The sequence below is a fragment of the Dolichospermum sp. UHCC 0260 genome (assembly GCF_009711985.1).
In the GTDB taxonomy this organism is placed as follows: Bacteria; Cyanobacteriota; Cyanobacteriia; order Cyanobacteriales; family Nostocaceae; genus Dolichospermum; species Dolichospermum lemmermannii.
On the sequence record NZ_VIKZ01000017.1, the window covers coordinates 13768 to 38052 of the forward strand.

The window sequence follows — 24285 nt, forward strand, 5'->3', positions numbered from 1 at the left end:
AGTCAGGAGAAAAAGTAGAGACGTTCCATGGAACATCTCTACAATAATATGATCTAAAAAGATCCTCTTAACAGCTTTTAATTACATCCAATAATTCACGAGGATGATGAATTAAGAAATCTGGGTTTTGCTTACCTAGGGCTTCGGAAGAATTAAACCCCCAACTGACTGCAACCACTTTGATATTAGCTTTTTTGGCAGATTCTACATCTCTAGTTTCATCTCCTACATAAATTACTACTTCTGGTTTGAACTGTTTTTGCCGTAACACATTATTAATAATTGTGGCTTTACCAAAAATAGTTACTCCTGAATAAATAAAGTCAAACAAATAATCTAAATTATGGCACTTGAGAAATTGATTGACATTTTCTTGAGAGTTAGAAGTAATGATTCCCAGGTGATAACCTTGATTATGGAGTTCTATTAATGCGGCATTAATTCCCTCAATAGGTGTTAATTCTGGGATTTTATGTTTTAATTCTCCTTTGACTTTTTTAACCATAAAAGGAATTTTGAATAGGGAAACACCAGAATATTTAATAATTTCTCTGGCTGTTAAATTTCTCAGGAGAACTAGTTCTTGCGAATTAATTGGCACATATCCAAATTCCAGGGCTAAACGATTGGCAATAGTTACAAGAGCATCTACTGTATCCGCAATCGTCCCATCAAAATCAAAAATTATTACTTTCTGGGTCATTATTATGCCTGGATTTGTCAAGATTAGCGCGAGCATTACGTCGTAACATTTCTGGTTTAATGCGTCGCAAGGCTGATGCGGTGAATCTTTTATCCCACTCCTCGTTTGATATTTGGGCTAATTCTACCAGCTTGGGGGCTAAATTGCCAGGATAGGGTTGAAAATCAGTGACATCAGTTGCTTGAGCAAATCGCTGATTCCAAGGACAAACATCTTGACAAATATCACAACCTGCTACCCATCCTTGTAAATGAGGTGTAATGTTTGCGGGTAATTCCTCTGCCCGGTTTTCAATTGTATGATAGGCAATACAGCGATTAGCATCTACTACAAATGGTTCAGTAATTGCACCTGTAGGACAAGCTTGCAAACAACGAGTACAAGTTCCGCAATGTTGGGTAGATGGGCGATCGCATTCTAGTGCCAAATTGGTTAATATTTCTGCCAAAAACACCCAAGAGCCATATTTCCTGGTAATAACGTTCCCATTTTTAGCAATCCAACCAATGCCGGCTTTTTGCGCCCAAACTTTATCTTGGACTGGCCCTGTATCTGCATAATAACGGGCTTTGACATTTTCGCCCAGGGATTCTAGCCAAATAGCCAATTCCTTCAGCTTTTTGTGCATCACTCGATGATAATCCCGTCCCCAGGCATAACGGGAAATTTTCCCGTATTCATCCCCCTGAGGCCGTTCCTGGGGAGTATAATAATTCAATGCTACAGATATGAGCGATCGCACTTCTGGCATAACTAAACTAATATCCTCACGTTTGGGATTTTTCATCCATTCCATGTCAGCGTGATAACCCATTTTTAGCCAAGCTTGCAATTTTTCTGTCTCTGTTCTCTCTAAATTACCGACAGCAGCAATACCCACTTCGTGAAATCCCAACTCTTTGGCTTTTGCTTTCACTACTGCGCTGCTAATTGATGTACATTCATTCATTTTTTTAGGGGAAATTTAGCTCAAACTCCAGAAATTGCCAACACATTGTTTGGTAACACATTTCTCAATATGGGACAGGACAATTGGTAATTTATTTGTGGCTACACATAAAATTTTAATTGATTGGGGATTAAAAAATCCCTAAACCAATCAATTTTGTAGGGGGACAACCCCCTGTGGTTGCCCCAAATACTGGGGTAGGCACAGGGGCGCTACCCCTACTGAGTCGGAAATTTCACAACCACACCACCAATTTGCTCAACTTTGTATTTAATGGTGCTGCGTAACATTCCCGAACCGATATCAAGAATTGACTTGTTGATGATCCTGATCTTGACGCTGACGGAAAAACCTGTAACCTTTAGTGCATTAGTGGTGATATAACTATAATAAATCAGGCAAAAATGTTGGATTTATTGCTAATAATGGAGGAATCAGCACTGTGTCAAACAACTCAGGGTTGTATATTTTACTCGTCAGCGTTCATGGTTTAATTCGCGGTAATAATCTAGAGTTAGGCAAAGATGCTGATACTGGTGGGCAAACCAAATACGCAGTTGAACTTGCTTGCACATTAGCTAAAAATCCCCAAGTAGCAAGAGTTGACTTAGTAACGCGGTTGGTAAATGACCCAAAAGTTAGCCCTGATTATGCTCAACCAGTAGAAATTCTCGCAGATAAAGTCCAAATTGTTCGTATTGCCTGTGGTCCCAAACGCTACCTCCGCAAAGAAGTTCTCTGGCCACATTTAGATACCTTTGCAGATGAATTGCTCAGACATATTCGCAAAGTTGGCAAAATTCCCCATATTATTCATACACATTATGCTGATGCCGGATACGTGGGTTCTAGAGTTGCCGGTTGGCTAGGCATCCCTCTAGTCCATACAGGTCACTCTCTGGGACGCATCAAGCAACAAAGATTATTAGAACATGGTACTAAACAGAAAACTATTGAAGATAATTTTCATATTAGTACCAGAATTGAAGCTGAAGAAATTACCCTTGGTAGTGCAGCTTTAGTTATAGCCAGCACTCATCAAGAGGTTGAAGAACAATACAGCGTTTACGATCACTATCAACCAGAACGGATGGTCGTTATCCCCCCAGGTGTCACCTTAGAGCGTTTTTACCCAGCCCCGGATAATTGGCAAAATCCACCTATTCAAAAGGAATTAGAAAAGTTTCTCAAAGACCTGCAAAAGCCGATAATTATGGCGATTTCTCGCCCGGCTATCCGGAAAAATGTCAGTAGTCTCATTAAGGCTTATGGCGAAGATCCCGAATTGCGCCAATTAGCCAATCTGGTACTAATACTAGGCAAACGAGAGGATATTTTGGCGATGGAATCGGGTCCGCGTCAGGTATTTGTGGAGATATTACAGTTAATAGATCGCTACGATCTTTATGGTCATATTGCTTATCCTAAACACCATAATGCTGATGATGTGCCAGATTTATACCGGCTCACGGCAAAAACCCAGGGAGTATTTATCAACCCAGCCCTGACAGAGCCATTTGGACTGACATTAATTGAGGCTAGTGCCTGTGGTGTTCCCATAATTGCTACGGCTGATGGTGGTCCGCGGGATATTCTCGCTGCTTGTCAGAATGGATTATTGATTGATCCTTTGAATATTCAAGATATCCAAAATGCTTTGCGAGCATCTCTCACCAATCCAGAACAATGGCAACAATGGTCTAAAAATGGCATGATTAATGTTTGTCAACATTTCTCTTGGGATAGTCACGTAGAGCAGTATTTAGAGCAAGTCCGTCAATTATTGCCCCAAAAACGCATTCAATCTCTGTTGAGTCCTCTGGTTAAATCTCCCGCAGATGAACATCCAGATTGGAATGTACCGGATACCAATCATTTACCAACGGCTGATCGGTTTCTAGTTTGCGAAATTGACCATACTCTATTAGGTGATGAGGAAGCTTTAGAAAAGTTAATTCAGAGAATTCGTGATCAAGGGAATACAACTGGAGTGGGTATTGCCACCGGGCGCAGTCTCAAAAGTACATTAAGTATGTTAGAGGAATGGCGTTTCCCTCTGCCAGATTTGTTGATTACATCAGCGGGAAGTGAGATTTACTACGGTCCCCAGATAGTCACAGATACAAGTTGGCAAAGGCACATTGCCTATAATTGGCGACGGTCAGATATTCGCAAAGTCATGCAGGATATACCTGGGGTGGAATTGCAACCTCCTGATGCTCAGGGTAAGTTTAAGATTAGCTATTTTGTGGATGAGACGAAATCACCTAGTTTTCGAGAAATTACCCGCCGTCTGCGCCAACATCGCCTCCATGTCAAAGGATTTTATAGCCATAATATGTATCTAGACTTAGTACCTATTCGCGCTTCTAAAGGAGATGCTATCCGTTATGCTGCTTTGAAATGGGGTTTACCTGTTCACCGTTTCTTGGTTGCCGGGGCTTCAGGTAATGATGAATCAATGTTAGCTGGTAATACTCTGGCTGTTGTGGTGGGAAATCACAGCCAAGAAATTGAGAAGCTGCGAGGTTTGCCACAAATTTACTTTGCTGGGGGAAATTATGCTTGGGGGATTTTAGAAGCTTTAGATCATTATGACTTTTTCGGTAACTTATCACCAACACCATAACCGTCTTGGTACTTATTTCATCCATATTTATCGGCGTTTATCGGCGTTTATCAGCGTTCGATAATTCTGAAAATCTAATTAATTTGGATCCCACGGTTTTTTTGTGAAAATAAAATTTCCCGTAGCAATACAATATAAAATCTAAAATTTAAAATCGAAATAGCACCATGACAAATCTTACTCCTAATTCTAGTTTTAGTGTTACCCTGCGGTTACAGATTCCCAATCGAGTGGGGATGTTAGCATCTGTTACCCAAGCGATCGCTGCCACTGGTGGTAATCTCGGACAAATTGATTTAATTGAACAAAGCCGTCAAGAATCTACCCGTGATATTACAGTTGATGCCGCGAGTACGGAACACGCGGAAACCATTGTCCAAGCGGTAAAGGAATTACCAGATATTCAGGTAATTGATGTTTATGACCGCACCTTTAATTTACATCGCGGTGGTAAAATCAGTATTGTCAGTAGAATTCCGCTCAAAAGTGTTTCTGATTTAGCAATGGCTTACACTCCAGGAGTGGGGCGGATTTGTAAAGCGATCGCTGAAAATCCCGAAGAAGTGTACAATCTAACAATCAAACAGAACACGGTGGCGATCGTCACTGATGGCAGTGCAGTCCTCGGTTTGGGCAATTTGGGACCAGCAGCCGCTTTACCAGTCATGGAAGGAAAAGCCATGCTGTTTAAGGAGTTTGCTGGACTGGATGCTTTTCCCATCTGTTTAGATACTCAAAATACAGATGAGATTGTCAAAGCAGTTAAAAATATTGCCCCCGTATTTGGTGGTGTGAATTTAGAAGATATCGCTGCACCGCGCTGTTTTGAAATTGAAAAAAGACTGCGAGCCGAATTAAATATCCCCATTTTTCACGATGACCAACATGGGACAGCCATTGTCACCTTAGCAGCATTATTTAATTCTCTCAAACTTATCCAAAAATCCATTGCAGATATCCGCATTGTGATTAATGGTGCTGGTGCGGCGGGGATTGCGATCGCTCGGTTACTCCGCAAAGCCGGTGCAGAAACCATTTTAATGTGCGATTCTCAGGGGATTATTTCCACCAATCGTCCTGATTTGACCGCTGAAAAACTGGAATTTGCTGTTAAAGCCCAAGGAACTTTAGCCGGTGCAGTCCAAGGTGCAGATGTCTTCATTGGTGTCAGCGCACCGGGAGTTTTAACACCAGAAATGGTTCAGGGAATGACGAAGGATGCAATTGTGTTTGCAATGGCTAATCCCATTCCCGAAATTCAGCCAGAATTAGTGCCTAAAAACGTCACTGTTATGGCTACGGGTCGAAGTGACTACCCCAACCAAATCAATAACGTCCTGGCGTTTCCTGGGGTGTTTCGTGGGGCTTTAGATTGTCGGGCTAGGACGATTACTACTAATATGTGTTTACAAGCTGCCAGTGCGATCGCTTCTTTAGTTAAACCTGCGGATTTGAATCGAGAGCATATTATCCCTTCTGTCTTTGATAAGCGGGTGGCTACTGCTGTGGCTGCTGCTGTCCAACAAGCCGCACGGGAAGAAGGTATTGCTCAAAATTAATTAATTTGTGGAATGGCCAGCGTTCGACGGTTCGACTCAGACTGCGACATCATCTAAGTTGAACGCTTCACCGAACGCCTGACGGTTCTAGGAATGTAATAAAACGCGCCTAACTAGGGATTGCTGAAAAAGTCTTTTCGTGAGGGCTAGGAGTCAGGAGTCACCGAGTCAGGAGTCACCGAGTCAGGAGTCACCGAGTCAGGAGGAAGAATTAGAAGGAGAGAAGAATAGTCTCAAATTTCAGAAAGTGATAGGTTTTTAATGGTTTCAATCCTTATTCCTTGCACCTAATTCACTTTTTTAACCGGGAAACTCTTAATCTATCTAGGTTTTCGGTTTATTCAGCAAGCCTTAACTATTACCTATTGCTATGGAAGCACAGTTAGTTTTGTTTTATCGTGCTGACATTAGTTCAACAAACAAGAATAGGAAGACTCAGGAGTATATAACCAGCGATGATAGTTTTTCCGTTTCGCTAATTCCTTACCTTGACGGCCAAGTTTTTCCCGTAACTGTGAATCTTGGCACATCCGATTGAAAGTTTGCAAAACTTCATAACCAGAATCTTGATTTACTAATAAGCCATTTTCTTCATGATGAACCGCATCTAAAACACTACCCAAGCGGGAAGCAATGACAGGTTTACCAAAGTAACCAGCTTCTAAATAAACTACACCAAAGTTATCTGTGGTTGCATCTTCATAATTATCGGAATTCAACATCGCAAAAATATCACAGGCTGCATAATAACCAGCTAAATCGCGTTCTCGTACATAACCAGCGAAATGTACCCGTTTATCTATTCGTAACCTTTCCGCTTGAGATTTTAGCTGAGTTTCACAATTTCCTTCACCACAAATAATGCAATGAACATCCACACCAATAGTTAGTAATACGGGAATATTGTCTATTACTCGATCAAAGTTTTTATATTTAACCAAGTTACCAACAGAAAGAATTACAATTGCTGTTTCCGAAATATTGTAAGTCTGACGGATGCGGTTACGTAAATCATTAATATGACTAAGACTAGTAGGATTACCAAATCTTTCTGGCCTCACTACCGGATTAATTACATGAGTAGGTGTATCTAAACGAAAAGTATTTCTTAAAGAATTCCGAATATAAGAACTATTACAAACAATTCCATCAGCACGTGTGAGAGTTAATTTTAACAGCCATCTCCACAACGGGTTATTAACTGTACGTGATAAATCATTACCATGTAAATAGATAAAAAAGCGAATTGGTAAAATATAACTGAGTACCAACACCGCTGGGAAATCATAACCATGACACCATTCAATGTAGCGGTAATGATAGCGAAAATATAATTTAATAGCTAGTAGCAAAGAGCAAATAATATTGAAACCAGATTGACAAATATCTCCTAACCAGTTATCACACCAAGCCGGAAAATGAAACCAACGATAAACTGGAAATTGCTGAGATTTATCAAATTTTTTATCTCCATTACAACCACCAGCTAAGACAATTACCCGATCTGGATCTTGTAAACAACGATTATAGACATATTCACCAATTACAGCCTCTTCTGGGCGGAATATTCGGGAAATAACGAGAATATCTGGGTAAGCTGTTTTATCTCTAACTTGTGACCCTAGTTGTGATATATTTTCCATAATTAAGCTTGATAAATTAACTGGAATTAGGGCATTATCTTAAATTCAATAAAAGGCTTTTACTTCTGTATGGGTTTAGCACTGGTAAATCCCCACTGGATTCTGCTGTATATAGAAATAGGATTTTTAGATTCTGTTGATTCAAAAAAAATCTCATCCCTCTCTTAAATATTAAATTTGTGAGCATTCAGATTTGTCAGAATAATCACGGATTTTAGAGTTAGCTTGAGTTATTTTTCTAAAATCTCACTTCTCTCTATTCTTGATTTAATAAGTATTCTGAGTTCTTCTAGAAATGATCCAACACATGGTTAACAAAACTATCAAATTATCACTTATTTTGCTGCCAATTATCGGTTAATTTTCTGGAATTTATCAGTGATAGATGAGTTATCTACATAATCAAATATAGTCATAATTTATCAATTATCTTCCCAAGAGATTACTCAGAAACTACTCGGAAAATTGTTAAATCTAACTATTCTCTCTAGAATACTCTAAATATGGGCTATTTTTGTGCCAAATCGCCAGAAAATATGAGTAATTTGGGAATCTGAGTCATAGCATTTATTTCCATTATTTTCACCGTTGTTACTGACATATTTTTTATCATTTGTTAAGGTATCAATTATTGCATTTACTTCATGTTAAATTTGAATACCTCTAACTGGTAATCATAGATATATAGAATCTTTCAGCTATCAGTAAAAAGTAAAACCCCCTAAGAGGATGTTTGAAAAGTTTTGGATAGACTGACCCCTCTCCAAACCTCTCCCCTGCAAGGGGAGAGGCTTTAAAACCCCCATTCCCTTGCAGGGAAGGGGGGTAGGGGGGTTAGGTTTTTGGAGATTACGGGTTTGATATAATACTTTTCAAACAACCTCTAAAATATAGGTGCTAAATATTCCAACTCTATCCGGAAAAATCTGTTAGCAACAAAATTATTCATAGAAAAAATTTGGATTGGTTCAAACAATCTTGTTTAGATGATTATCAACTGTTTAGGTAGGTAACAGGGAGATAAAAAATATTCAGGGTGCGTCAGGAAAACCCAACACACCCATGACTAATTAGCAACTTCAGCCATTTCAATGACGCGCCCTTCATAATCCTTAACTAAAAAATTCAAAGGCTTTTGGTTGCGAATTTTAAACTTTAAACCCCTGACTTCTACCCGCATTAAAATTAATTCTAGACAATCATGATCAAAGCAAACATGACGATGCTGATCTTTTTTGCCTAAACTTGCACCAGTGATAATATGTAATTGAGTATTTTTCTTGAGTTGATACCACAGCCCGTCATTACCATTATTCATGGTGTTATTAGACCAACTGGGACTAGCAGACATATATAGCGGATCAATACCTGTTGCACCGATAGTTTGCTCGTAGTTGTAATAATAGTGCAAAGGGACTTCCGCCACTGGCAAATCTAGCAAACCTGCATATAACTGTCGGGCAACTTCTAAATCTGATACCATGACAGTATAAACTTTAGGTGCGCTACTCAAAAACATCCACATAGCGCCCGCGTAAGCTGCCAGCAGCATAATCATAATCCCCTGGGTGGAGAACAGGCTATCCAAGGGCAGGGAAGGCAAAAACGAGCCGAAAGTTAGTGGACTTGGCAGGAACATTAGGGAACTAGCTTCTATAACCATGAACAAACAAGATCACAATAAAGGAGACGCTTTTAGTTGTCAGTTAAGACTAACATTAAGTCCTAGTTTCTAGTTTATCAATAGTCTGGTTGTCTGACATTGACAAATTAACTGACTTGCAAATATTGTTAGCTATCACATCACCATTCCCTGGTATATTTTAACTTACCTTTGGGGGTTAAAGTCCCCTGCTTCTACAAGCAGCGGGTTTTGCGTCGGGGTAAAATCCCCGTTGCAAAACGTAATTCTAAATTCTAAATTCTGCATTCTTTTAACAGTTATCTAGTCCAGAGATTGTGCAAATTCCCCACTTTCCCGAAGCTAATCACCCATTAGTGAAGTCGCTATTTCACCACAGTGATCAAGAACTACTGAGTCTATTTCAGCAATATCCTGATTATGGCAAGTATTTTACGGTGATTTTCTGCCGTTATAGCCCCATAGTTTACACCTTAATTCGGCATTCAGCGCGATCGCCTGTGCAAGCTAATTATTTGTTTGCTCTGATTTGGCGCAATATATATTATGAACTAGGTGGACTGAATTTAAACCAAGCAGCGACAGAGACGGAATCCTTAACCTTACAAAATTGGTTAATTAATATCACGGCATTCCATATTAACGAGATTAAACTACCACCCACAGAAGCTATTCATTATTCTCTCAAGGATACATCACCACCGCTATGGTGCTATGTAGAACGGGCATTAGATCAACTCCCACCAATATCACGATTAATCGTCTTAATGGCACAAACTTTCCACTGGAGTGAAACCAGAATTGCTGCATATTTGCAAGCTGAAGGAGAACAAATTTCCCCCGCTGAAGTAGCAAATTCTCTCCAAGAAGGTTATCTGATGCTAGAAGATAAATTACCTGCTGATATTCGGGCTATTTACTTAGGCGAGGCTGGGATTTAGTCCTAACTTTAGCTATAATAATTACAATAGCTCATCTACTGTCCAAAACCAAAGGGAAAATGCTAGGGCTGAATTTCTTAGATAATGTTACAAAACCGTGTCGCAATTACAGAAGTAAATAGAAATCCCGCAGAAGATTTAAAATATTTAGTCGTCTCTGGGGAAATCTCTGAAAACATGGATAACTTTACCAAAGCCAAGGCTTTATATAAACAAGCTATTTCCATAGCCCAGAAATTAGAAGATAGCAAGCAACAAAGTTTATTAGTTTATAAAATTAATAGTCAAAATCCCAGATACCCGACTTCTTGAAGAAGTGGGGGAGCTAGAAGTCGGGGAATTAAATTAAAAAATAGGAAATAAGTCATGATCACGAATCAAAGAGAAATATGATAGTATAACTAGGAGAGAGATAGAAATTTATAAAATAGAAATTGAAAATTCACGTAATCAGGTGATGAATTAGATAAATCAAATGATTATCATAGATTCTCAACTATAGAATATTCTTGCTAACTTCTATTCCTAACCTTTTTTGATCATGATTTTTTACATAGAAATTCCCTTTATTGGCAAAAAAGTTAAATATCCATTCCGTTGGTTAATGGGTTTAATAGCTAGTGGTGTTTTAATTGTGGGAACAACAGCCACTATTCAAACCATCCAGCAAAAAAATAAACCGCTAGATGTGACTAAATTAACTGTTCCTGTAGAGGCAAAAAGTGTAACTGTCCGCATTACTGCTAGTGGTAAAGTTCAACCAGTTCAAAGTGTAAATATTAGTCCTAAAAGTCCAGGACTTTTGGCAGATTTAAATGTGGAACAGGGAGATACTGTCAAGCAAGGACAAATAATTGCTCGCATGGATAATTCGGAAATTAAAATGCGAATTCTCCAGTACCAAGCTAATTTAGCACAAGCAAAGGCACAATTAGCAGAAAGCGAAGCCGGCAGTCGTCCCGAAGAAATTGCCCAAGCAAAAGCCCGTGTAGACCAAGCACAGGCACAATTAGCGATTATTCGAGATGGTAATCGGTTACAAGAAATTCAACAAGCACAGGCTCAAGTTGACTCGGCAAAAGCTTCTGTAGCACTTACCCAATCCAGAGTTAAACGTTATCAAGATTTAGCTAAAGATGGGGCTATTTCCCAAGATAGTTTAGAACAATATGTCAGTGAAAATAGTAAGGCCAAGGCTAATTTAGAAGAAGCACAACGCCGATTATCTTTACTGAAAGTGGGCAACCGCAACCAAGATATTCAAAAGCAAGCAGCAATTGTTAATCAGGAAAAGGAAGGATTACGAAAATTAGAAAATGGTAATCGTCCCCAAGAAATTGCTAGATTAAAAGCAGCAGTAGCTAGTGCGGAAGCTCAGTTAAAACAACAACAAGTTCAATTAGAAGATACCATTATTCGCGCTCCTTTTTCGGGAATTGTCACTCAGAGATATGCGACGGTGGGAGGTTATGTTAGTCCAGCAATTTCCGCTTCTAGTAATGCTTCTGCCACTTCAACTTCTATAGTAGCTTTGGCAAAAGGTTTAGAAGTTTTAGCAAATGTTCCTGAAGTAGATATATCCCAAATTAAACAGCAACAAAAAGTGGAAATTACCATTGATGCCTATCCTGAAGAAGTTTTTCAGGGACAGGTACGTTTGATTGCTCCCGAAGCGGTAGTTGATCAAAATGTCACATCATTTCAGGTGCGCGTGGCGATTAACACGGGGGCTGAAAAACTGCGTTCAGGGATGAATGTCAGTGAAGTCACATTTCTTGGCAATAATATCAAAGATGCGCTGCTAATACCCCAGGAATTAATTGTTACCCAAAAGGGAAAAACTGGCGTGTGGTTATTAGGTGAAAAAAATAAACCTCAATTTCGTCTTGTGACAATTGGCGCGAATATTGATAACCAAATTCAGGTTTTAGATGGTCTTAAAGCCGGAGATCGGGTATTTATTGATCTGCCTAAAACGAAGGAAAAAGAGAAAATAGAACAGGGAAAAGAAAATAAAAAGTAAGCACAAATTATGGACATTTTAGAAAGTGTAAAAATGGCAACTACTACCTTATTAGCTAATAAGTTGCGAAGTAGTTTAACTATGTTGGGAATTATTATTGGCAATGCTTCAGTAATTGCCATGATTGGCATTGGAGAAGGCGCACAAACACTGGCAACTAAGCAATTTGCATCATTAGGACCGAATACCTTATTTATTATCCCTGGGAGTCCAGGTAGTCGGGGAAGGGTGACAACAATGCCCAGAACTTTAGTTTTACAAGATGCTAAAGCGATCGCTAAACAAGTCCGTGCAGTTAAAGAAGTTGCCCCAGAAATTAATAACAGAACTACAATTACTTATAGAAATAGAAATACAACTAGTACAGTTATTGGCACTACTCCTAATTATATAACAGTTCGTAGTTTGGAAATTAAAGAAGGCAGGTTTTTTAATGACTTCGATATTAAACGTAATAAGAGAGTAGCAGTATTAGCTCCAGATTTAGCCAACAAACTCTTTGATAATCAAAATCCTGTTGGTCAAAAAATCCGCATTCAAAATACTACTTTTCAGGTGATTGGCTTAACAGTAGCTAAAGGTTCTTCCTTTGGCACTAACAGTGATGATACAGTTTTTATTCCTATTAATACCATGTTTAGTCGGTTAGTAGGGAGAACATCCCCATTTGGTATTAATGTTTCTGTAATTTCTGTATCTGCTCAAGATGAAAATAGCATCTCAGCAGCAGAATTTCAAATGACAAATTTACTCCGTCGTCGGCACAAAATTGTCCGTGAAGATGATTTTACCATTCAAACCCAAAAGAACCTTTTAGAAATCACCAATACAATTACTGGAGCATTGACAATCATGTTAGCTGCAATTGCCAGTATTTCCTTATTTGTGGGTGGGATTGGGATTATGAATATTATGCTAGTTTCTGTAACTGAACGTACTCAAGAAATTGGACTGCGTAAAGCTATTGGTGCAACTCAAGAAGATATTCTTTTGCAATTCATGATTGAAGCCGTGATATTATCAGTAGCTGGTGGTGTAATCGGCATTGCTTTAGGCGGTGGTAGTATTATTTTAGTGGGTATCCTTACCCCATTACAGGCGGCAATTTCACCAACTGCAGTTTTATTAGCTGCTAGTGTTTCTGGTGGGATTGGTTTATTTTTTGGTGTAGTTCCTGCCCGTCGTGCCGCTCAACTTGACCCAATGGTGGCACTGAGAACCGCGTAAAAAAATTTAAAATTAATGAACATTCGCTACAATTATACTTTGACATGAGGATAAATTTCCGTGGATAATACTTTTACGATAACTGACACAAGTATTCCCCAATCTGCATCGCCATCAGGAATTATTCGGCTGGAAAATATTTTCAAAGTTTATGGAATTGGAGAAATAGAAGTTAAAGCACTGAATAATGTAAATTTAGTCATAGAAGTAGGTGAATACTGTTCGATCATGGGTCCTTCTGGTTCGGGTAAATCCACAGCCATGAATATTATCGGTTGTTTGGATCGTCCCAGTGACGGAAATTATTATTTAGATAATTTGAATGTCGCCCAAATGAGTGATACTGAATTGGCGCATATTCGTAATAAAAAACTAGGTTTTGTCTTTCAACAATTCCATTTATTAAATCAATTAACGGCTCTAGAAAATGTCATGTTACCAATGGTGTATGCTGGCGTTAAACCTGGGGAAAGAAAAGATCGCGCGACATCTGCATTAATCAAAGTTGGGTTAGAAAAACGCCTCAATAACAAACCTACCCAATTATCAGGAGGACAACAACAAAGAGTAGCAATTGCCCGCGCCATTGTCAACAATCCCGTCGTTCTCCTCGCAGATGAACCCACCGGCGCACTTGATTCTCACACCACCCAGGAAGTATTAGACTTGTTTAATGAACTTAATAGCAGTGGTATCACCGTTGTTATTGTCACCCATGAATCAGAGGTTGCGCGTCAAACTAAGCGGATTGTTTGGTTTCGTGATGGTGAAGTGGTTCATTCTCACCTTACCCCCAATGAATTACATCAAGTTGTTATATCTTAATTTCTCAAGTTGCTATAGCAATCCTATTTGATTTGTGTATCCTTGAGGGTATTTTTTTAATGAACCACAGAGGCACAGAGATCACAGAGGAAGAGAAAAAGAGATTTTCTCCTCTTATTTAGAATCGCTATAATTATTTAAAATTACACTGGTAATGGGTAAAATTTTTCTCTATTCCCTATTCGCTGTTCCCTAATCCTAATGAATACTATACCCGAATCCATCCCCAATTGGGAAAAAGAACTAGATAACGTCATTTTTACCTTTGATGATATTCAAGCCGAACTTAACTATAAACAAGCCAAAACCGCACTCAAAAACTTAGTGAATAATCTGGATCTTTCTGCTGCGGAAAAATCAGGTTTAGAAGCAGAAATTAATGATTTAGAAATCATGCTAGATAAACTGGAAAGCATGGTAGTACAAATTGCAGCTTTTGGGATGGTAGGACGGGGTAAATCTTCCCTTCTTAATGCTTTGGTTGGTCAAGAAGTCTTTATTACTGGTCCCTTACATGGTGTTACTCGTGATGCACAAACAGTAAATTGGAGTATTAGTGAAGAAGCTTTAGGAACTTTAAAAGCCACATTACCCAGCAATGGCCAATCCCAAGTCGAATTAATTGATACTCCTGGATTAGATGAAGTAGACGGTGAAACTCGCGCAGCTTTAGCTGAACAAATCGCTAAACAAGCCGATTTAATTCTCTTTGTTATTTCTGGAGACATGACCAAGATTGAAAAAATAGCTTTATCGCAATTACGAGAAGTCGGTAAACCGATAATTTTAGTATTTAATAAAGTTGACCAATATCCCGAAACTGACCGCATGACAATTTACGAAAAAATTCGAGATGATAGAGTGCGGGAATTACTTTCACCCGCAGAAATAGTCATGTCCGCAGCTTCACCATTGGTCAAAATTGCTGAACAAAATCCTGATGGTTCTAGGAGTGTGAAATTGCAAAAAGGTAAATCCCAAGTTGATGAATTAAAATTGAAAATATTGGAAATTCTCCACCATGAAGGGAAGGCTTTAGTGGCTTTGAATACGATGCTTTATGCTGATAATGTCAATCAGCAGTTGGTACAGCGTAAACTAATAATTAGGGAAGAAAATGCTAATCAGTTAATTTGGAAAGCAGTCATCACAAAAGCATTGGCGATCGCTCTCAATCCTGTTACAGTAGTTGATATATTAAGTGCCGTAATTATAGATATCTCCTTAATCTTAGGTTTATCCAAACTTTACGGTATCCCTATGACCGAAACCGGTGCTGTGAAATTACTCCAAAAAATCGCCCTGAGTATGGGTGGTATCGGTGCTAGTGAACTATTAGCAAATTTGGGTTTAAGTGGTTTAAAAACCCTCCTTGGTGTCTCTACAACAGCAACAGCAGGAATGACAATTGGACCCTATTTATCCATAGCCATAACTCAAGCAGGAGTAGCTGGTGTCTCTTCCTACAGTATTGGCCAAGTTACCAAAGCCTATTTAGCCAATGGTGCAACCTGGGGACCAGATGGACCAAAAGCAGTAGTTAGTCAAATTTTATCAACTTTAAATGAAACTTCTATTTTAAACCGCATTAAAGATGAATTACTGATTAAAGTTAGACGCAGAAAAAAATCTGAAATCTGATTAAATTTTTAGTAACATACCATCTTCATCTATACTCTAGACTTAGGGCATAAAATCTGCATTGAGAACCTGAATTAAAGAAAAAGATGGCTGTTCAGGGAATAAAGTTGAAGGAAGTTGATATTTATTTATTGTATCATTTCTAGCATCTGTATAACAATCTAGAAATACATCATTTAAAATACCTTTTAAACTAGGACTATCTGCTAGAGTATAGGCTATTTGTCGTCTTTGTTCAACAACAGTATTACGCCAGCCCCTAGCATTATAATCTTTTTCTTGGGTCCAATATTGTAGTTTTAATAAGTGTTCAATTAAGACAACTAGACGAGTTTTTAGTTCTTTCTTTTCACTCCTTCCCATACTATCAATTTCTTCAATTAAATTCTCAATATCTAATTGTTCTAATTTTCTTTCTCTCAAGATTGCAAGTGTAGTTTGTATCCACAGATAAAAATCTTGCTCATATAATGTTTTATTAGTATCAATGGTCAGCATAACAACTTCTCCTCACTCGATAGACTCTTGATAAGATTATACAACTAACTAATTTAACTTAGCAAGTAATTGACGAATAACATCGGCATCTTTAGCATCAGGAACTTTAATTAAATAAATTTGTAAATCTTCCATAGCTTGAGAAAACTGCCCCAGTTGATAATACAACAAACCCCTATCTCTTAATTCAAAACTTGCTTCTGGAAATAACATTAAAACTCGTTCTACTATTGCCAAACTTCTTTCTAAATCCTGCTGCTGAAGATAAATATATTTTAAATTAGTCAACATTCTAGCTAAAAATTGCCGATTACTCACAACTGCTAAAAATTCAGGTTTTAGCATTACCTCTTGTTGATAAATTTGTGAAAGCCTTTCTTGACAGTCTTGGGCAAACATCACCTCTCCACCATTAAAAGCATCCACAAAAATGCCTATATCTTCCACATCTGGACGAATCAGGAAATGTCCCGGCATTCCTACCCCTACCATGGGAAAATCAATCCGTTTTGCCACCTCTATATAAACTAATGCCAAAGTAATGGGAATTCCCATTTTCCGTTCAATGACATCATTAAAAAAACTATTGCGCGGGTCGTAATAATCAATTTTATTACCATAAAAACCCAATTCTTCGTATAAATATTGATTAATACTTTGAATAATCCGCAGGGGATAGCGAGAAGAAGGCAAACGTTCCTCTAACTCCATTGCCATTGTATCAAGAGCATTTAAATATTCTTCAGGATCAATATCTGGATATTCTTCCTGGGCAATATATAAAGCTGCCTTTGCGAGATTGATATCCTCGTCAGGTTGTTGAATCTCCTGGTAAAAATACTGTCGTGCTAACGAGAAATTCATAAGCAATAAGGATGAAGCGACTGGAGGGAAAGTACAGAGTTTTTTGTACCTGCTCTTATTTTAGAGTATTCAGGCGTTTTATGGAACATGGTCTGGATCTATTCTCTCTTTTCCAATTCCTCGTTTCTCGTTTTCTCGTTCCCAGTCTCCAGATTGGGAATGTTATCTTAGAGGTTTTCTCGTTCCCAGTCTCCAGACTGGTAATGTTATCTTAGAGGTTCTTTCTAGTAGTTTGTCAAGATAAAAATGATGGACTGTAGTGTGAGCGTCTCGCTCACGCGGGCAAGACTTGTACTGAGCAAGCGATGCCCTGAGCCTGTCGAAGGGTCGAAGTATGCCCGCACTACCAAAAACCCGTCAAAATAAATTTGACAGACTACTAGTACCGCAGTGCGGAATTAAAAATTAAAAATTAAAAATTAAAAAAGCAGATTACACAAGCTTTTGTCAAATTTTTAATGGTTGATTGACTTACGCCGTTGTGTACTAGTTCCCAGTCTCCAGACTGGGAATGTTATCTTAGAGGTTCTACCTCCAATAAAAAACAAGAGAAAAAAGAATTATGAAATTACCTGACTTAGATGCTGAAAGCATAGATCGTATTATCGAAATGGCTTGGGAAGATCGGACACCATTTGATGTGATAGAAAAACAATTTGGACTCTTAGAAAAACAGGTAATTGCTCTCATGAGAAGAGAAATGAAATCATCGAGTTTCCGAATGTGGAGAGAAAGAGTTACCAAACGCCAAACCAAACATTTAGAAAAGAGAGAATTTATTGCCGGTAGATTTAAATCCCAAAATCAGAAAACATAAATTCACATAAAATTGAAAATTATCTATGATGGGAATTTGGATATTAGGATATCAACTGTCGCTACGACAAGCTACCTGACAAAGCTTTCATCATCACCTGCAAACGTTTGTAAGCAGGATTGAGTCCTAGATAGCGTTTTTGCATCTGATACCAGAAATTTCCAACTGCTTTTAAAAAATCAAGGATCTGGTCTTAATAATGAATTTAAGGCGAAGGTGGAGTCGTTAAGTGCTAACCTAAAAGATGATATCGCTTGATCTGGGGTCTTAAACGACCCACTTGTGAAAACTAGCTTCAATCATTTAGGCGCAGCATGGTCACCACCGCAGAAAAAACAAACATAGGTTACATTACCCAAGTAATTGGTCCGGTTGTAGACGTTAAGTTCCCCGGCGGTAAATTACCCCAAATCTACAACGCTTTAACCATCACAGGCACAAATGAAGCTGGACAAAACATCAGCTTAACCGTTGAAGTACAGCAACTTCTAGGCGACAACCAAGTACGGGCGGTGGCTATGAGTACCACCGACGGTTTAGTTCGTGGGTTAGAAGTAGTTGATACTGGCGCTCCGATTACAGTACCCGTTGGTAAAGCCACACTGGGACGGATTTTCAATGTTTTAGGCGAACCTGTAGATCAGCAAGGTCCCGTAAACGCCGAAGCATATCTACCTATTCACCGTGACGCTCCTAAATTCACAGATTTAGAAACCAAACCTTCTGTGTTTGAAACTGGGATTAAAGTTGTTGACTTGCTCACTCCCTACAAACGCGGTGGTAAAATCGGTCTGTTCGGCGGGGCTGGTGTTGGTAAAACCGTGATCATGATGGAATTGATCAACAACATCGCTACCCAACACGGTGGTGTGTCTGTATTTGCGGGTGTGGGTGAACGCACACGGGAAGGAAATGACCTCTACAACGAAATGATGGAATCTGGAGTTATCAATAAAGATAACCTCAACGAATCCAAAATTGCTCTAGTTTATGGTCAAATGAACGAGCCACCCGGAGCAAGAATGCGGGTTGGTTTGTCTGGTTTGACAATGGCTGAGTACTTCCGTGATGTCAACAAGCAAGACGTATTACTGTTTGTTGATAACATCTTCCGGTTCGTACAAGCTGGTTCTGAAGTATCCGCGCTATTGGGTCGGATGCCTTCTGCGGTAGGATATCAGCCTACTCTGGGTACTGACGTGGGTGCTTTGCAAGAACGGATTACTTCCACCACCGAAGGTTCTATTACTTCTATTCAAGCTGTATATGTACCTGCCGATGACTTGACCGACCCCGCACCTGCAACCACATTTGCTCACTTAGACGGTACAACAGTATTGTCTCGTGGTTTGGCTTCTAAAGGTATCTATCCTGCGGTTGATCCTTTGGGTTCTACTTCCACCATGTTGCAACCCAACATTGTTGGTAGTGATCACTACGATACTGCACGGGCTGTACAATCCACCCTGCAACGTTACAAAGAACTTCAAGACATCATCGCCATTTTGGGTTTAGATGAATTGTCTGAAGAAGATCGTTTGATTGTGGCACGGGCGCGGAAAGTTGAGCGGTTCTTGTCTCAGCCTTTCTTTGTAGCTGAAGTATTTACTGGTTCTCCTGGTAAGTATGTGAAGTTGGAAGACACCATTAAAGGATTCCAACAAATTCTTTCTGGTGAATTAGATGCTTTACCTGAGCAAGCTTTCTACTTGGTAGGCGATATCACTGAAGCTAAAGCTAAAGCTGAAAAGCTGAAAGGCTAATGGGTAATGGGTAATGGGTAATGGGTGATGGGTAAGAAATTTCTCCCAATTACCAATTACCAATTACCAATCACCAATCACCAATCACCAATTAAGAATTATGACTCTGACCGTTCGTGTAATTTCTCCAGACAAAACCGTTTGGGATGCTGAAGCTGATGAAGTAGTTTTACCTAGCACTACTGGTCAATTAGGTATCTTGAGTGGACACGCTCCAATGTTGACAGCTTTGGATATAGGTGTCATGCGTGTTCGTGCTTCTAAAAATGCCCCTTGGCAAGCGATCGCTCTTTTAGGTGGTTTTGCTGAAGTTGATGAAAATGAAGTCACAATTTTAGTCAACGGTGCTGAACGTGGAGATAAAATTCAACTTGAAGAAGCCCGCACTGCTTTTAATGCAGCACAGACTAGCCTAAATCAAGTTAAACCAGAAGATCGTCAAGCACAAATCCAGGCAACAAAAGCATTTAAACGCGCTCGCGCTCGTTTTCAAGCTGCCGGCGGTTCGGTATAAATCGTATACTGCATCAAAAACTAATGAGGGTGGGCAAATTGCCTACCCTTATTTTATTGGTATTTTAAATAGCTTTATCTTTTAGCTCCCCTACTTCTTAAAGAAGTCGGAGAGCTGGGATTTGTGGTATTTATTCTTCTATAATTTTTATCTCTTCTGCGGTTAATTCGTAAAGTTGATAAACTAACTGATCTATTTCTGTTTCTAATGCGGTTGTATCTGCTTTTGAATCTGATTTTTTAGCGGTGAGAATTTGATTAACTATTTTTTCTAATAACAATTCTTCAGTTTCCGTAGGTTCTTTAATGGGTAACATTTCAATTTTATACTTTTTCCATCTATTTGTACCCATTCCTGTGGTAGTTGAAATCTGGTTAAAATACCATTCTGATAGTTTTGAATTTAAAATTGCTAACAAATATTTAAGTTTTTCACCAGTCATTAAAAAAGCAGTAGCTTCAACATAATAATTAGAATCATCAAACGCAAATTTAGGTTGATCAGAAATTTCACCCCAAACAATTTTAGGTTTATTAAAATCTTCTAAATAAGCGCAATTTCTAAGATTTGTCCAATCTTTACCTTGATCTTGTCGTTGTTCTATTTGAGGAAGAAAAGAAAGCAGATAATTATAGATAAATGGATAATTTTCTTTAACTTTTATTCTCTCGATGTTATTTTTTGCCACTCCATTATGTGTATTAATTAGATAAAATCCAGAAAATTCATAACTATATTTTTTTAAGTCTCTACCTCTTAAAATTGGCTGAATTATTTCAGCAGAATTAGAACTTTCAGCAATTAATTGATTTTTAGTTTCCTCATTGATAATAAAAGCTGCATTTAGTCCAGTAAGTAAACCTCTATTAATATTAATATCAAATTCTTTTAAAAGCTTAGAAGATTGCTCTATTTTTTGTTTCAAACTTACAGTTTCTTTATTACCTATAATCCATTCTGATGTATTAGGTATTATAAATTGAAAACAATTTTTATCGAAATACTCATCTAATGAAGAACCGACAAGATAATTATTATTGAGACTAGCAACATCAAAAAATTCATTAACTTTATCTTTTTTCAAGATGATAATATTTGATTCTACAGTAGCTTCCTCAAAAATTTGCATATCTTCAATATTTAATAAAGTCTGAGGTTGCAGATTTTCAATTAAATATTTTTTCAGCGAATCACCATAAATAGTTTTTAACCAAGAATTGGAAGTAATGTAAGTTAAAAATCCTGCTTTTCTTAACAAAAAACTTCCTTTTTCGTAAAACAAGCAATAAATATCTGAACCCTTTGTATAAGTTTGATAATTATTTTCAAAATAAGCAGTTTGAGATTTTTCTTTAATTTTAGATAGTGAAATATAAGGAGGATTACCAATCATGACATCAAAACCAATAAAATCACCTTCATTATTCAAAACTTCAGGAAATTCAAACCGCCATTCAAAAGCATTTTGATACAATTTACCACTTTTTTTCTCTTCAATTTCAGCATTGAGTTCATTAATTTGCTGTTCTAACTCTTCCTGCTTTTTTTGACGACTTTTTGCTTCTGCTTTACCTTCTGCAAATAATGACTTTTGATCTCGTAAATGACGAAGTTCTGCAATTTTTTGATTTCGCTTTTCTATATTCGGATCATTGCTACTAATTTCTGTACGTATATTACCTTTAATATCATTAATTAACCTCTCCATTTCCTGTTTTTGATCTTTGTTATCAGGGTGGAGATAGGTTTTTATAGCATTTCGATAACTTTCGATATTCCAATCACTTTTTTTCAAAATTGTCCGTAAATTCCAATTTAAAGGAAAACGACTGATTAAAGAATTTCCAATTTTAATATTAATATCAATATTTGGTAAAGTTTCCAATTCTCCTATATTCCCCTCTCCTGGTAGGGGTGAGACTTTATAATAAGCATTCTTTAAAAGCTCAATCCACAAACGTAACCGACAAATTTTTACTGAATTGGGATTTATATCTACACCAAATAAACAATTTTCAATAATTGTCTGTTTTTCATGGAAAATTGTTTCTTGTATGCGTCTACTTTCTGAGTTGTTAGGATTATATGTGAAAAATTGTCCGTCATCATCTGTAATAATTAACTCATCATTTTCAATTTTTATATCATAATCTCTTAAAGTTTTTCCCTGTCTATCAAGTAAAACTTTCAAATCACTTTTAATAGTAATAATTTCATTTAAAGCTGAAACTAAAAAATGTCCAGAACCTACTGCTGGATCACAAATTTTTAAACTATTAATAATCTGATTAGCTTCTTTTTTATCTGTAATTCTATCATATAATTCGTCAATATTTTCACAGTTCCAACCTTTAATTTCTTTGAACTTCTGTAAAACTGCTCTGCGAATAGTTTCCCGACACATATACATAGTAATAAAACCAGGAGTAAAGAAAGAACCATCTTTATAACCGTTAATTTTCTCAAAAATCAAACCTAAAACAGAAGCATTAATTAAAGTTTTATTTTCTTCTTGGATTTCTTCTGCACCTTCACTGCTAAAATCGTAAGCATCAAGAAATGCAAAAATATATTCTAGTGCTTTTAATTTTCCTGTCCGTATATTACCATTATCTTTAATAACTGTTTTATTGAAAATAGAAAGTTTTTCATCATTGATTAAATTACTAATAACTATTGTTTTATGTTCAATTTCTGATACTTCAAATAAAGAACTATTCAAATAAGGAATATTAGCAACAATATTTTTTATATGTTCGTCTCTTTCATCTGGTTTATGAGATAAAACACCAAAAAATAACCGATTGAGATTACCAAAATCTTGAATTTTTGCTGTATTGAGAAATGCAAAAGATTTATTACCTTGACGATAGTTAATTAGTTGGGATTCTAATAGTTTCAAAAAGAGAATGCGATTAATCCAAGTAATAACTAATTCTAAACTAACATTAAAAAGTTTCTCTTCGGTATTTTCTCCAAATTGTTCGGAATTTGATAATCTATCAATCTTGTGTAATTCTTGCAACCGAGTGATAGTATTTTCAATTAATGAACCCTGTTCCCTTTCATTAATTGGTTTACGCTGAATTAATTTTTTGCCACCTTCTTTGATTTCCGTTAAACCCAGAATGTGTAGTAATTCACTATAAAAGTTTCTATTTAAACTATTGCTATCATTAATAGTAGGTAACTTTAATAAATGTTGTGGTGAAAACAGCTTAAATAAAGGAATCAGTTTTTGATCATTTTCAGGATTTTGATTAATTAAATACTGTTGATAATCTTTAATATCAAAATGTGTAAAAATTAGTTCATTTTGAATTTTATCTATTGCAGGTTGAGCAATTTCTTTATAAAAAAAGTCTGTGCGAGAATTAGATAGACGTTTTTCTTCAAAATCAGTAAATTGCTTGACTAATTGTTTATTCTGAACAAACAGATTCTCAAAAAGTGTTGCATCAAAAATGAACCATTCATAAATATTAGTAGCAATTAAATATTTAATTTCTGAATTTTTATTTGTAATCCGTTCTCGTAAAAAGTATAAAACTAATTGTTGTAGTGCTTTAGTATTTAAATTATCAACCTTGAGCATTTCATTATTATTTACCTTTTTAGCTTCTAAAATCACACCAACATTGCTTTTAGTATCTTTGCCATTATAAATCACCAAGTCATTACTTGCTTTAATATTGATCAAATAATCAGCACCGTAATAGGTATTTTTCAAGAAATCAGTCAGAATATTCTTATGAAATTCCTCTCTTTCGTTTTCATCAATTTGATTAAGTAGTGTAATCAGATTCCTTTTAAATATCTCAAACTCATTTCTAATTGGTTTAATTCTCAGAAATGCTTTGCTTAATGCTTGTCTAGGTTTAATTTTATTGTTAATCATCAAAAATTATAATTTTATTGTTAATATTCGGCATCCCATTCTAGCATCGAATTAAAATTAAGAAATATATTGTAATATTTGTTAACAAAATTTAAACCTTAAAAAAATCGGAAGTCTGGTAAAAAAATTACATTAAGTTTCAGAAAAAT

19 protein-coding genes are annotated in these 24285 nt (G+C 37.1%); 12 read left to right on the forward strand and 7 right to left on the reverse strand.

Annotated elements, in window-relative coordinates:
- Positions 1-67 precede the first annotated feature (67 nt).
- The gene (locus FJR08_RS08640) at positions 68-703 is read right to left on the reverse strand and encodes an HAD-IA family hydrolase (protein WP_168632879.1); all 636 of its coding nucleotides are present in this window, start codon (positions 701-703) and stop codon (positions 68-70) included.
- On the reverse strand, positions 678-1652 hold the full coding sequence (gene queG, locus FJR08_RS08645; protein WP_168632880.1) for a tRNA epoxyqueuosine(34) reductase QueG: 975 nt from the start codon (positions 1650-1652) through the stop codon (positions 678-680). The genes FJR08_RS08640 and queG overlap by 26 nt, the downstream gene beginning before the upstream one ends.
- Before the next feature lie 442 nt (positions 1653-2094).
- Here queG and FJR08_RS08650 point away from each other — a divergent pair, with 442 nt between their 5' ends.
- The 3 genes from FJR08_RS08650 (at position 2095) to FJR08_RS23975 (ending at position 6102) form a co-directional block, all read left to right on the forward strand.
- The gene (locus FJR08_RS08650; protein WP_168632881.1) at positions 2095-4281 is read left to right on the forward strand and encodes an HAD-IIB family hydrolase; all 2187 of its coding nucleotides are present in this window, start codon (positions 2095-2097) and stop codon (positions 4279-4281) included.
- A 167-nt stretch (positions 4282-4448) separates the two neighbouring features.
- Positions 4449-5840 carry a malic enzyme-like NAD(P)-binding protein gene (locus FJR08_RS08655; protein ID WP_168632882.1) on the forward strand — a complete coding sequence of 464 codons (1392 nt, stop codon included), beginning with the start codon at positions 4449-4451 and terminating at the stop codon, positions 5838-5840.
- A gap of 139 nt (positions 5841-5979) precedes the next feature.
- A complete protein-coding gene (locus tag FJR08_RS23975; RefSeq protein ID WP_256369714.1) occupies positions 5980-6102 on the forward strand; it encodes a hypothetical protein in 123 nt (40 codons plus the stop codon).
- Between the two features lie 145 nt (positions 6103-6247).
- Here the strand turns inward: FJR08_RS23975 and FJR08_RS08660 are convergent, their stop codons facing one another.
- A complete protein-coding gene (locus FJR08_RS08660) occupies positions 6248-7483 on the reverse strand; it encodes a glycosyltransferase family 4 protein (RefSeq protein ID WP_168632883.1) in 1236 nt (411 codons plus the stop codon).
- 1066 nt (positions 7484-8549) lie between these two features.
- Complete coding sequence (locus tag FJR08_RS08665; protein ID WP_148765565.1) at positions 8550-9146, reverse strand: glyoxalase-like domain protein; 597 nt, start codon at positions 9144-9146, stop codon at positions 8550-8552.
- A 296-nt stretch (positions 9147-9442) separates the two neighbouring features.
- On the opposite strand from FJR08_RS08665, the gene FJR08_RS08670 reads away from it, so the two are divergent.
- The 6 genes from FJR08_RS08670 (at position 9443) to FJR08_RS08695 (ending at position 15782) form a co-directional block, all read left to right on the forward strand.
- Complete coding sequence (locus tag FJR08_RS08670; protein WP_168632884.1) at positions 9443-10066, forward strand: sigma factor-like helix-turn-helix DNA-binding protein; 624 nt, start codon at positions 9443-9445, stop codon at positions 10064-10066.
- Between the two features lie 84 nt (positions 10067-10150).
- Entirely contained in the window at positions 10151-10378 is a 228-nt protein-coding gene (locus tag FJR08_RS08675; RefSeq protein ID WP_168632885.1) for a hypothetical protein, read from the forward strand.
- 229 nt (positions 10379-10607) lie between these two features.
- Positions 10608-12089: an efflux RND transporter periplasmic adaptor subunit gene (locus FJR08_RS08680; RefSeq protein WP_168632886.1), complete on the forward strand. Its 1482-nt coding sequence runs from the start codon at positions 10608-10610 to the stop codon at positions 12087-12089.
- A gap of 9 nt (positions 12090-12098) precedes the next feature.
- Positions 12099-13316, forward strand: coding sequence for an ABC transporter permease (locus FJR08_RS08685; protein WP_168632887.1), 1218 nt, complete (start codon positions 12099-12101; stop codon positions 13314-13316).
- A 60-nt stretch (positions 13317-13376) separates the two neighbouring features.
- Entirely contained in the window at positions 13377-14141 is a 765-nt protein-coding gene (locus tag FJR08_RS08690) for an ABC transporter ATP-binding protein (RefSeq protein ID WP_148765555.1), read from the forward strand.
- 201 nt (positions 14142-14342) lie between these two features.
- Positions 14343-15782, forward strand: a complete 1440-nt coding sequence (locus tag FJR08_RS08695; protein ID WP_168632888.1) for a GTP-binding protein — start codon at positions 14343-14345, stop codon at positions 15780-15782.
- Positions 15783-15824: 42 nt separating this feature from the next.
- On the opposite strand, the gene FJR08_RS08700 is transcribed toward FJR08_RS08695, so the two are convergent.
- Positions 15825-16280, reverse strand: coding sequence for a DUF29 domain-containing protein (locus FJR08_RS08700; RefSeq protein ID WP_168632889.1), 456 nt, complete (start codon positions 16278-16280; stop codon positions 15825-15827).
- Positions 16281-16328: 48 nt separating this feature from the next.
- Entirely contained in the window at positions 16329-17144 is an 816-nt protein-coding gene (locus tag FJR08_RS08705; RefSeq protein WP_168632890.1) for a SirB1 family protein, read from the reverse strand.
- Between the two features lie 562 nt (positions 17145-17706).
- On the opposite strand from FJR08_RS08705, the gene FJR08_RS08710 reads away from it, so the two are divergent.
- The 3 genes from FJR08_RS08710 to atpC all read left to right on the forward strand — a co-directional run bounded on the left by FJR08_RS08710 (position 17707) and on the right by atpC (position 20238).
- Positions 17707-17961, forward strand: a complete 255-nt coding sequence (locus tag FJR08_RS08710; RefSeq protein ID WP_148765537.1) for a TIGR03643 family protein — start codon at positions 17707-17709, stop codon at positions 17959-17961.
- A 314-nt stretch (positions 17962-18275) separates the two neighbouring features.
- On the forward strand, positions 18276-19724 hold the full coding sequence (gene atpD / locus FJR08_RS08715) for a F0F1 ATP synthase subunit beta (protein WP_015080725.1): 1449 nt from the start codon (positions 18276-18278) through the stop codon (positions 19722-19724).
- A 100-nt stretch (positions 19725-19824) separates the two neighbouring features.
- Positions 19825-20238 (forward strand): ATP synthase F1 subunit epsilon, encoded by a 414-nt coding sequence (gene atpC, locus FJR08_RS08720; protein ID WP_168632891.1) that lies wholly within the window; start codon positions 19825-19827, stop codon positions 20236-20238.
- A gap of 130 nt (positions 20239-20368) precedes the next feature.
- On the opposite strand, the gene FJR08_RS08725 is transcribed toward atpC, so the two are convergent.
- Positions 20369-24136, reverse strand: coding sequence for an Eco57I restriction-modification methylase domain-containing protein (locus FJR08_RS08725; RefSeq protein WP_168632892.1), 3768 nt, complete (start codon positions 24134-24136; stop codon positions 20369-20371).
- Between the last annotated feature and the right edge of the window lie 149 nt (positions 24137-24285).

Coding starts and splice junctions, on each gene's coding strand:
- FJR08_RS08640 (WP_168632879.1), bottom strand. CDS start 703: ATGACCCAGAAAGTAATAATTTTTGATTTTGATGGGACGATTGCGGAT.
- queG (WP_168632880.1), bottom strand. CDS start 1,652: ATGAATGAATGTACATCAATTAGCAGCGCAGTAGTGAAAGCAAAAGCC.
- FJR08_RS08655 (WP_168632882.1), top strand. CDS start 4,449: ATGACAAATCTTACTCCTAATTCTAGTTTTAGTGTTACCCTGCGGTTA.
- FJR08_RS08660 (WP_168632883.1), bottom strand. CDS start 7,483: ATGGAAAATATATCACAACTAGGGTCACAAGTTAGAGATAAAACAGCT.
- FJR08_RS08665 (WP_148765565.1), bottom strand. CDS start 9,146: ATGGTTATAGAAGCTAGTTCCCTAATGTTCCTGCCAAGTCCACTAACT.
- FJR08_RS08675 (WP_168632885.1), top strand. CDS start 10,151: ATGTTACAAAACCGTGTCGCAATTACAGAAGTAAATAGAAATCCCGCA.
- FJR08_RS08680 (WP_168632886.1), top strand. CDS start 10,608: ATGATTTTTTACATAGAAATTCCCTTTATTGGCAAAAAAGTTAAATAT.
- FJR08_RS08685 (WP_168632887.1), top strand. CDS start 12,099: ATGGACATTTTAGAAAGTGTAAAAATGGCAACTACTACCTTATTAGCT.
- FJR08_RS08695 (WP_168632888.1), top strand. CDS start 14,343: ATGAATACTATACCCGAATCCATCCCCAATTGGGAAAAAGAACTAGAT.
- FJR08_RS08700 (WP_168632889.1), bottom strand. CDS start 16,280: ATGCTGACCATTGATACTAATAAAACATTATATGAGCAAGATTTTTAT.
- FJR08_RS08705 (WP_168632890.1), bottom strand. CDS start 17,144: ATGAATTTCTCGTTAGCACGACAGTATTTTTACCAGGAGATTCAACAA.
- FJR08_RS08710 (WP_148765537.1), top strand. CDS start 17,707: ATGAAATTACCTGACTTAGATGCTGAAAGCATAGATCGTATTATCGAA.
- atpD (WP_015080725.1), top strand. CDS start 18,276: ATGGTCACCACCGCAGAAAAAACAAACATAGGTTACATTACCCAAGTA.
- atpC (WP_168632891.1), top strand. CDS start 19,825: ATGACTCTGACCGTTCGTGTAATTTCTCCAGACAAAACCGTTTGGGAT.
- FJR08_RS08725 (WP_168632892.1), bottom strand. CDS start 24,136: ATGATTAACAATAAAATTAAACCTAGACAAGCATTAAGCAAAGCATTT.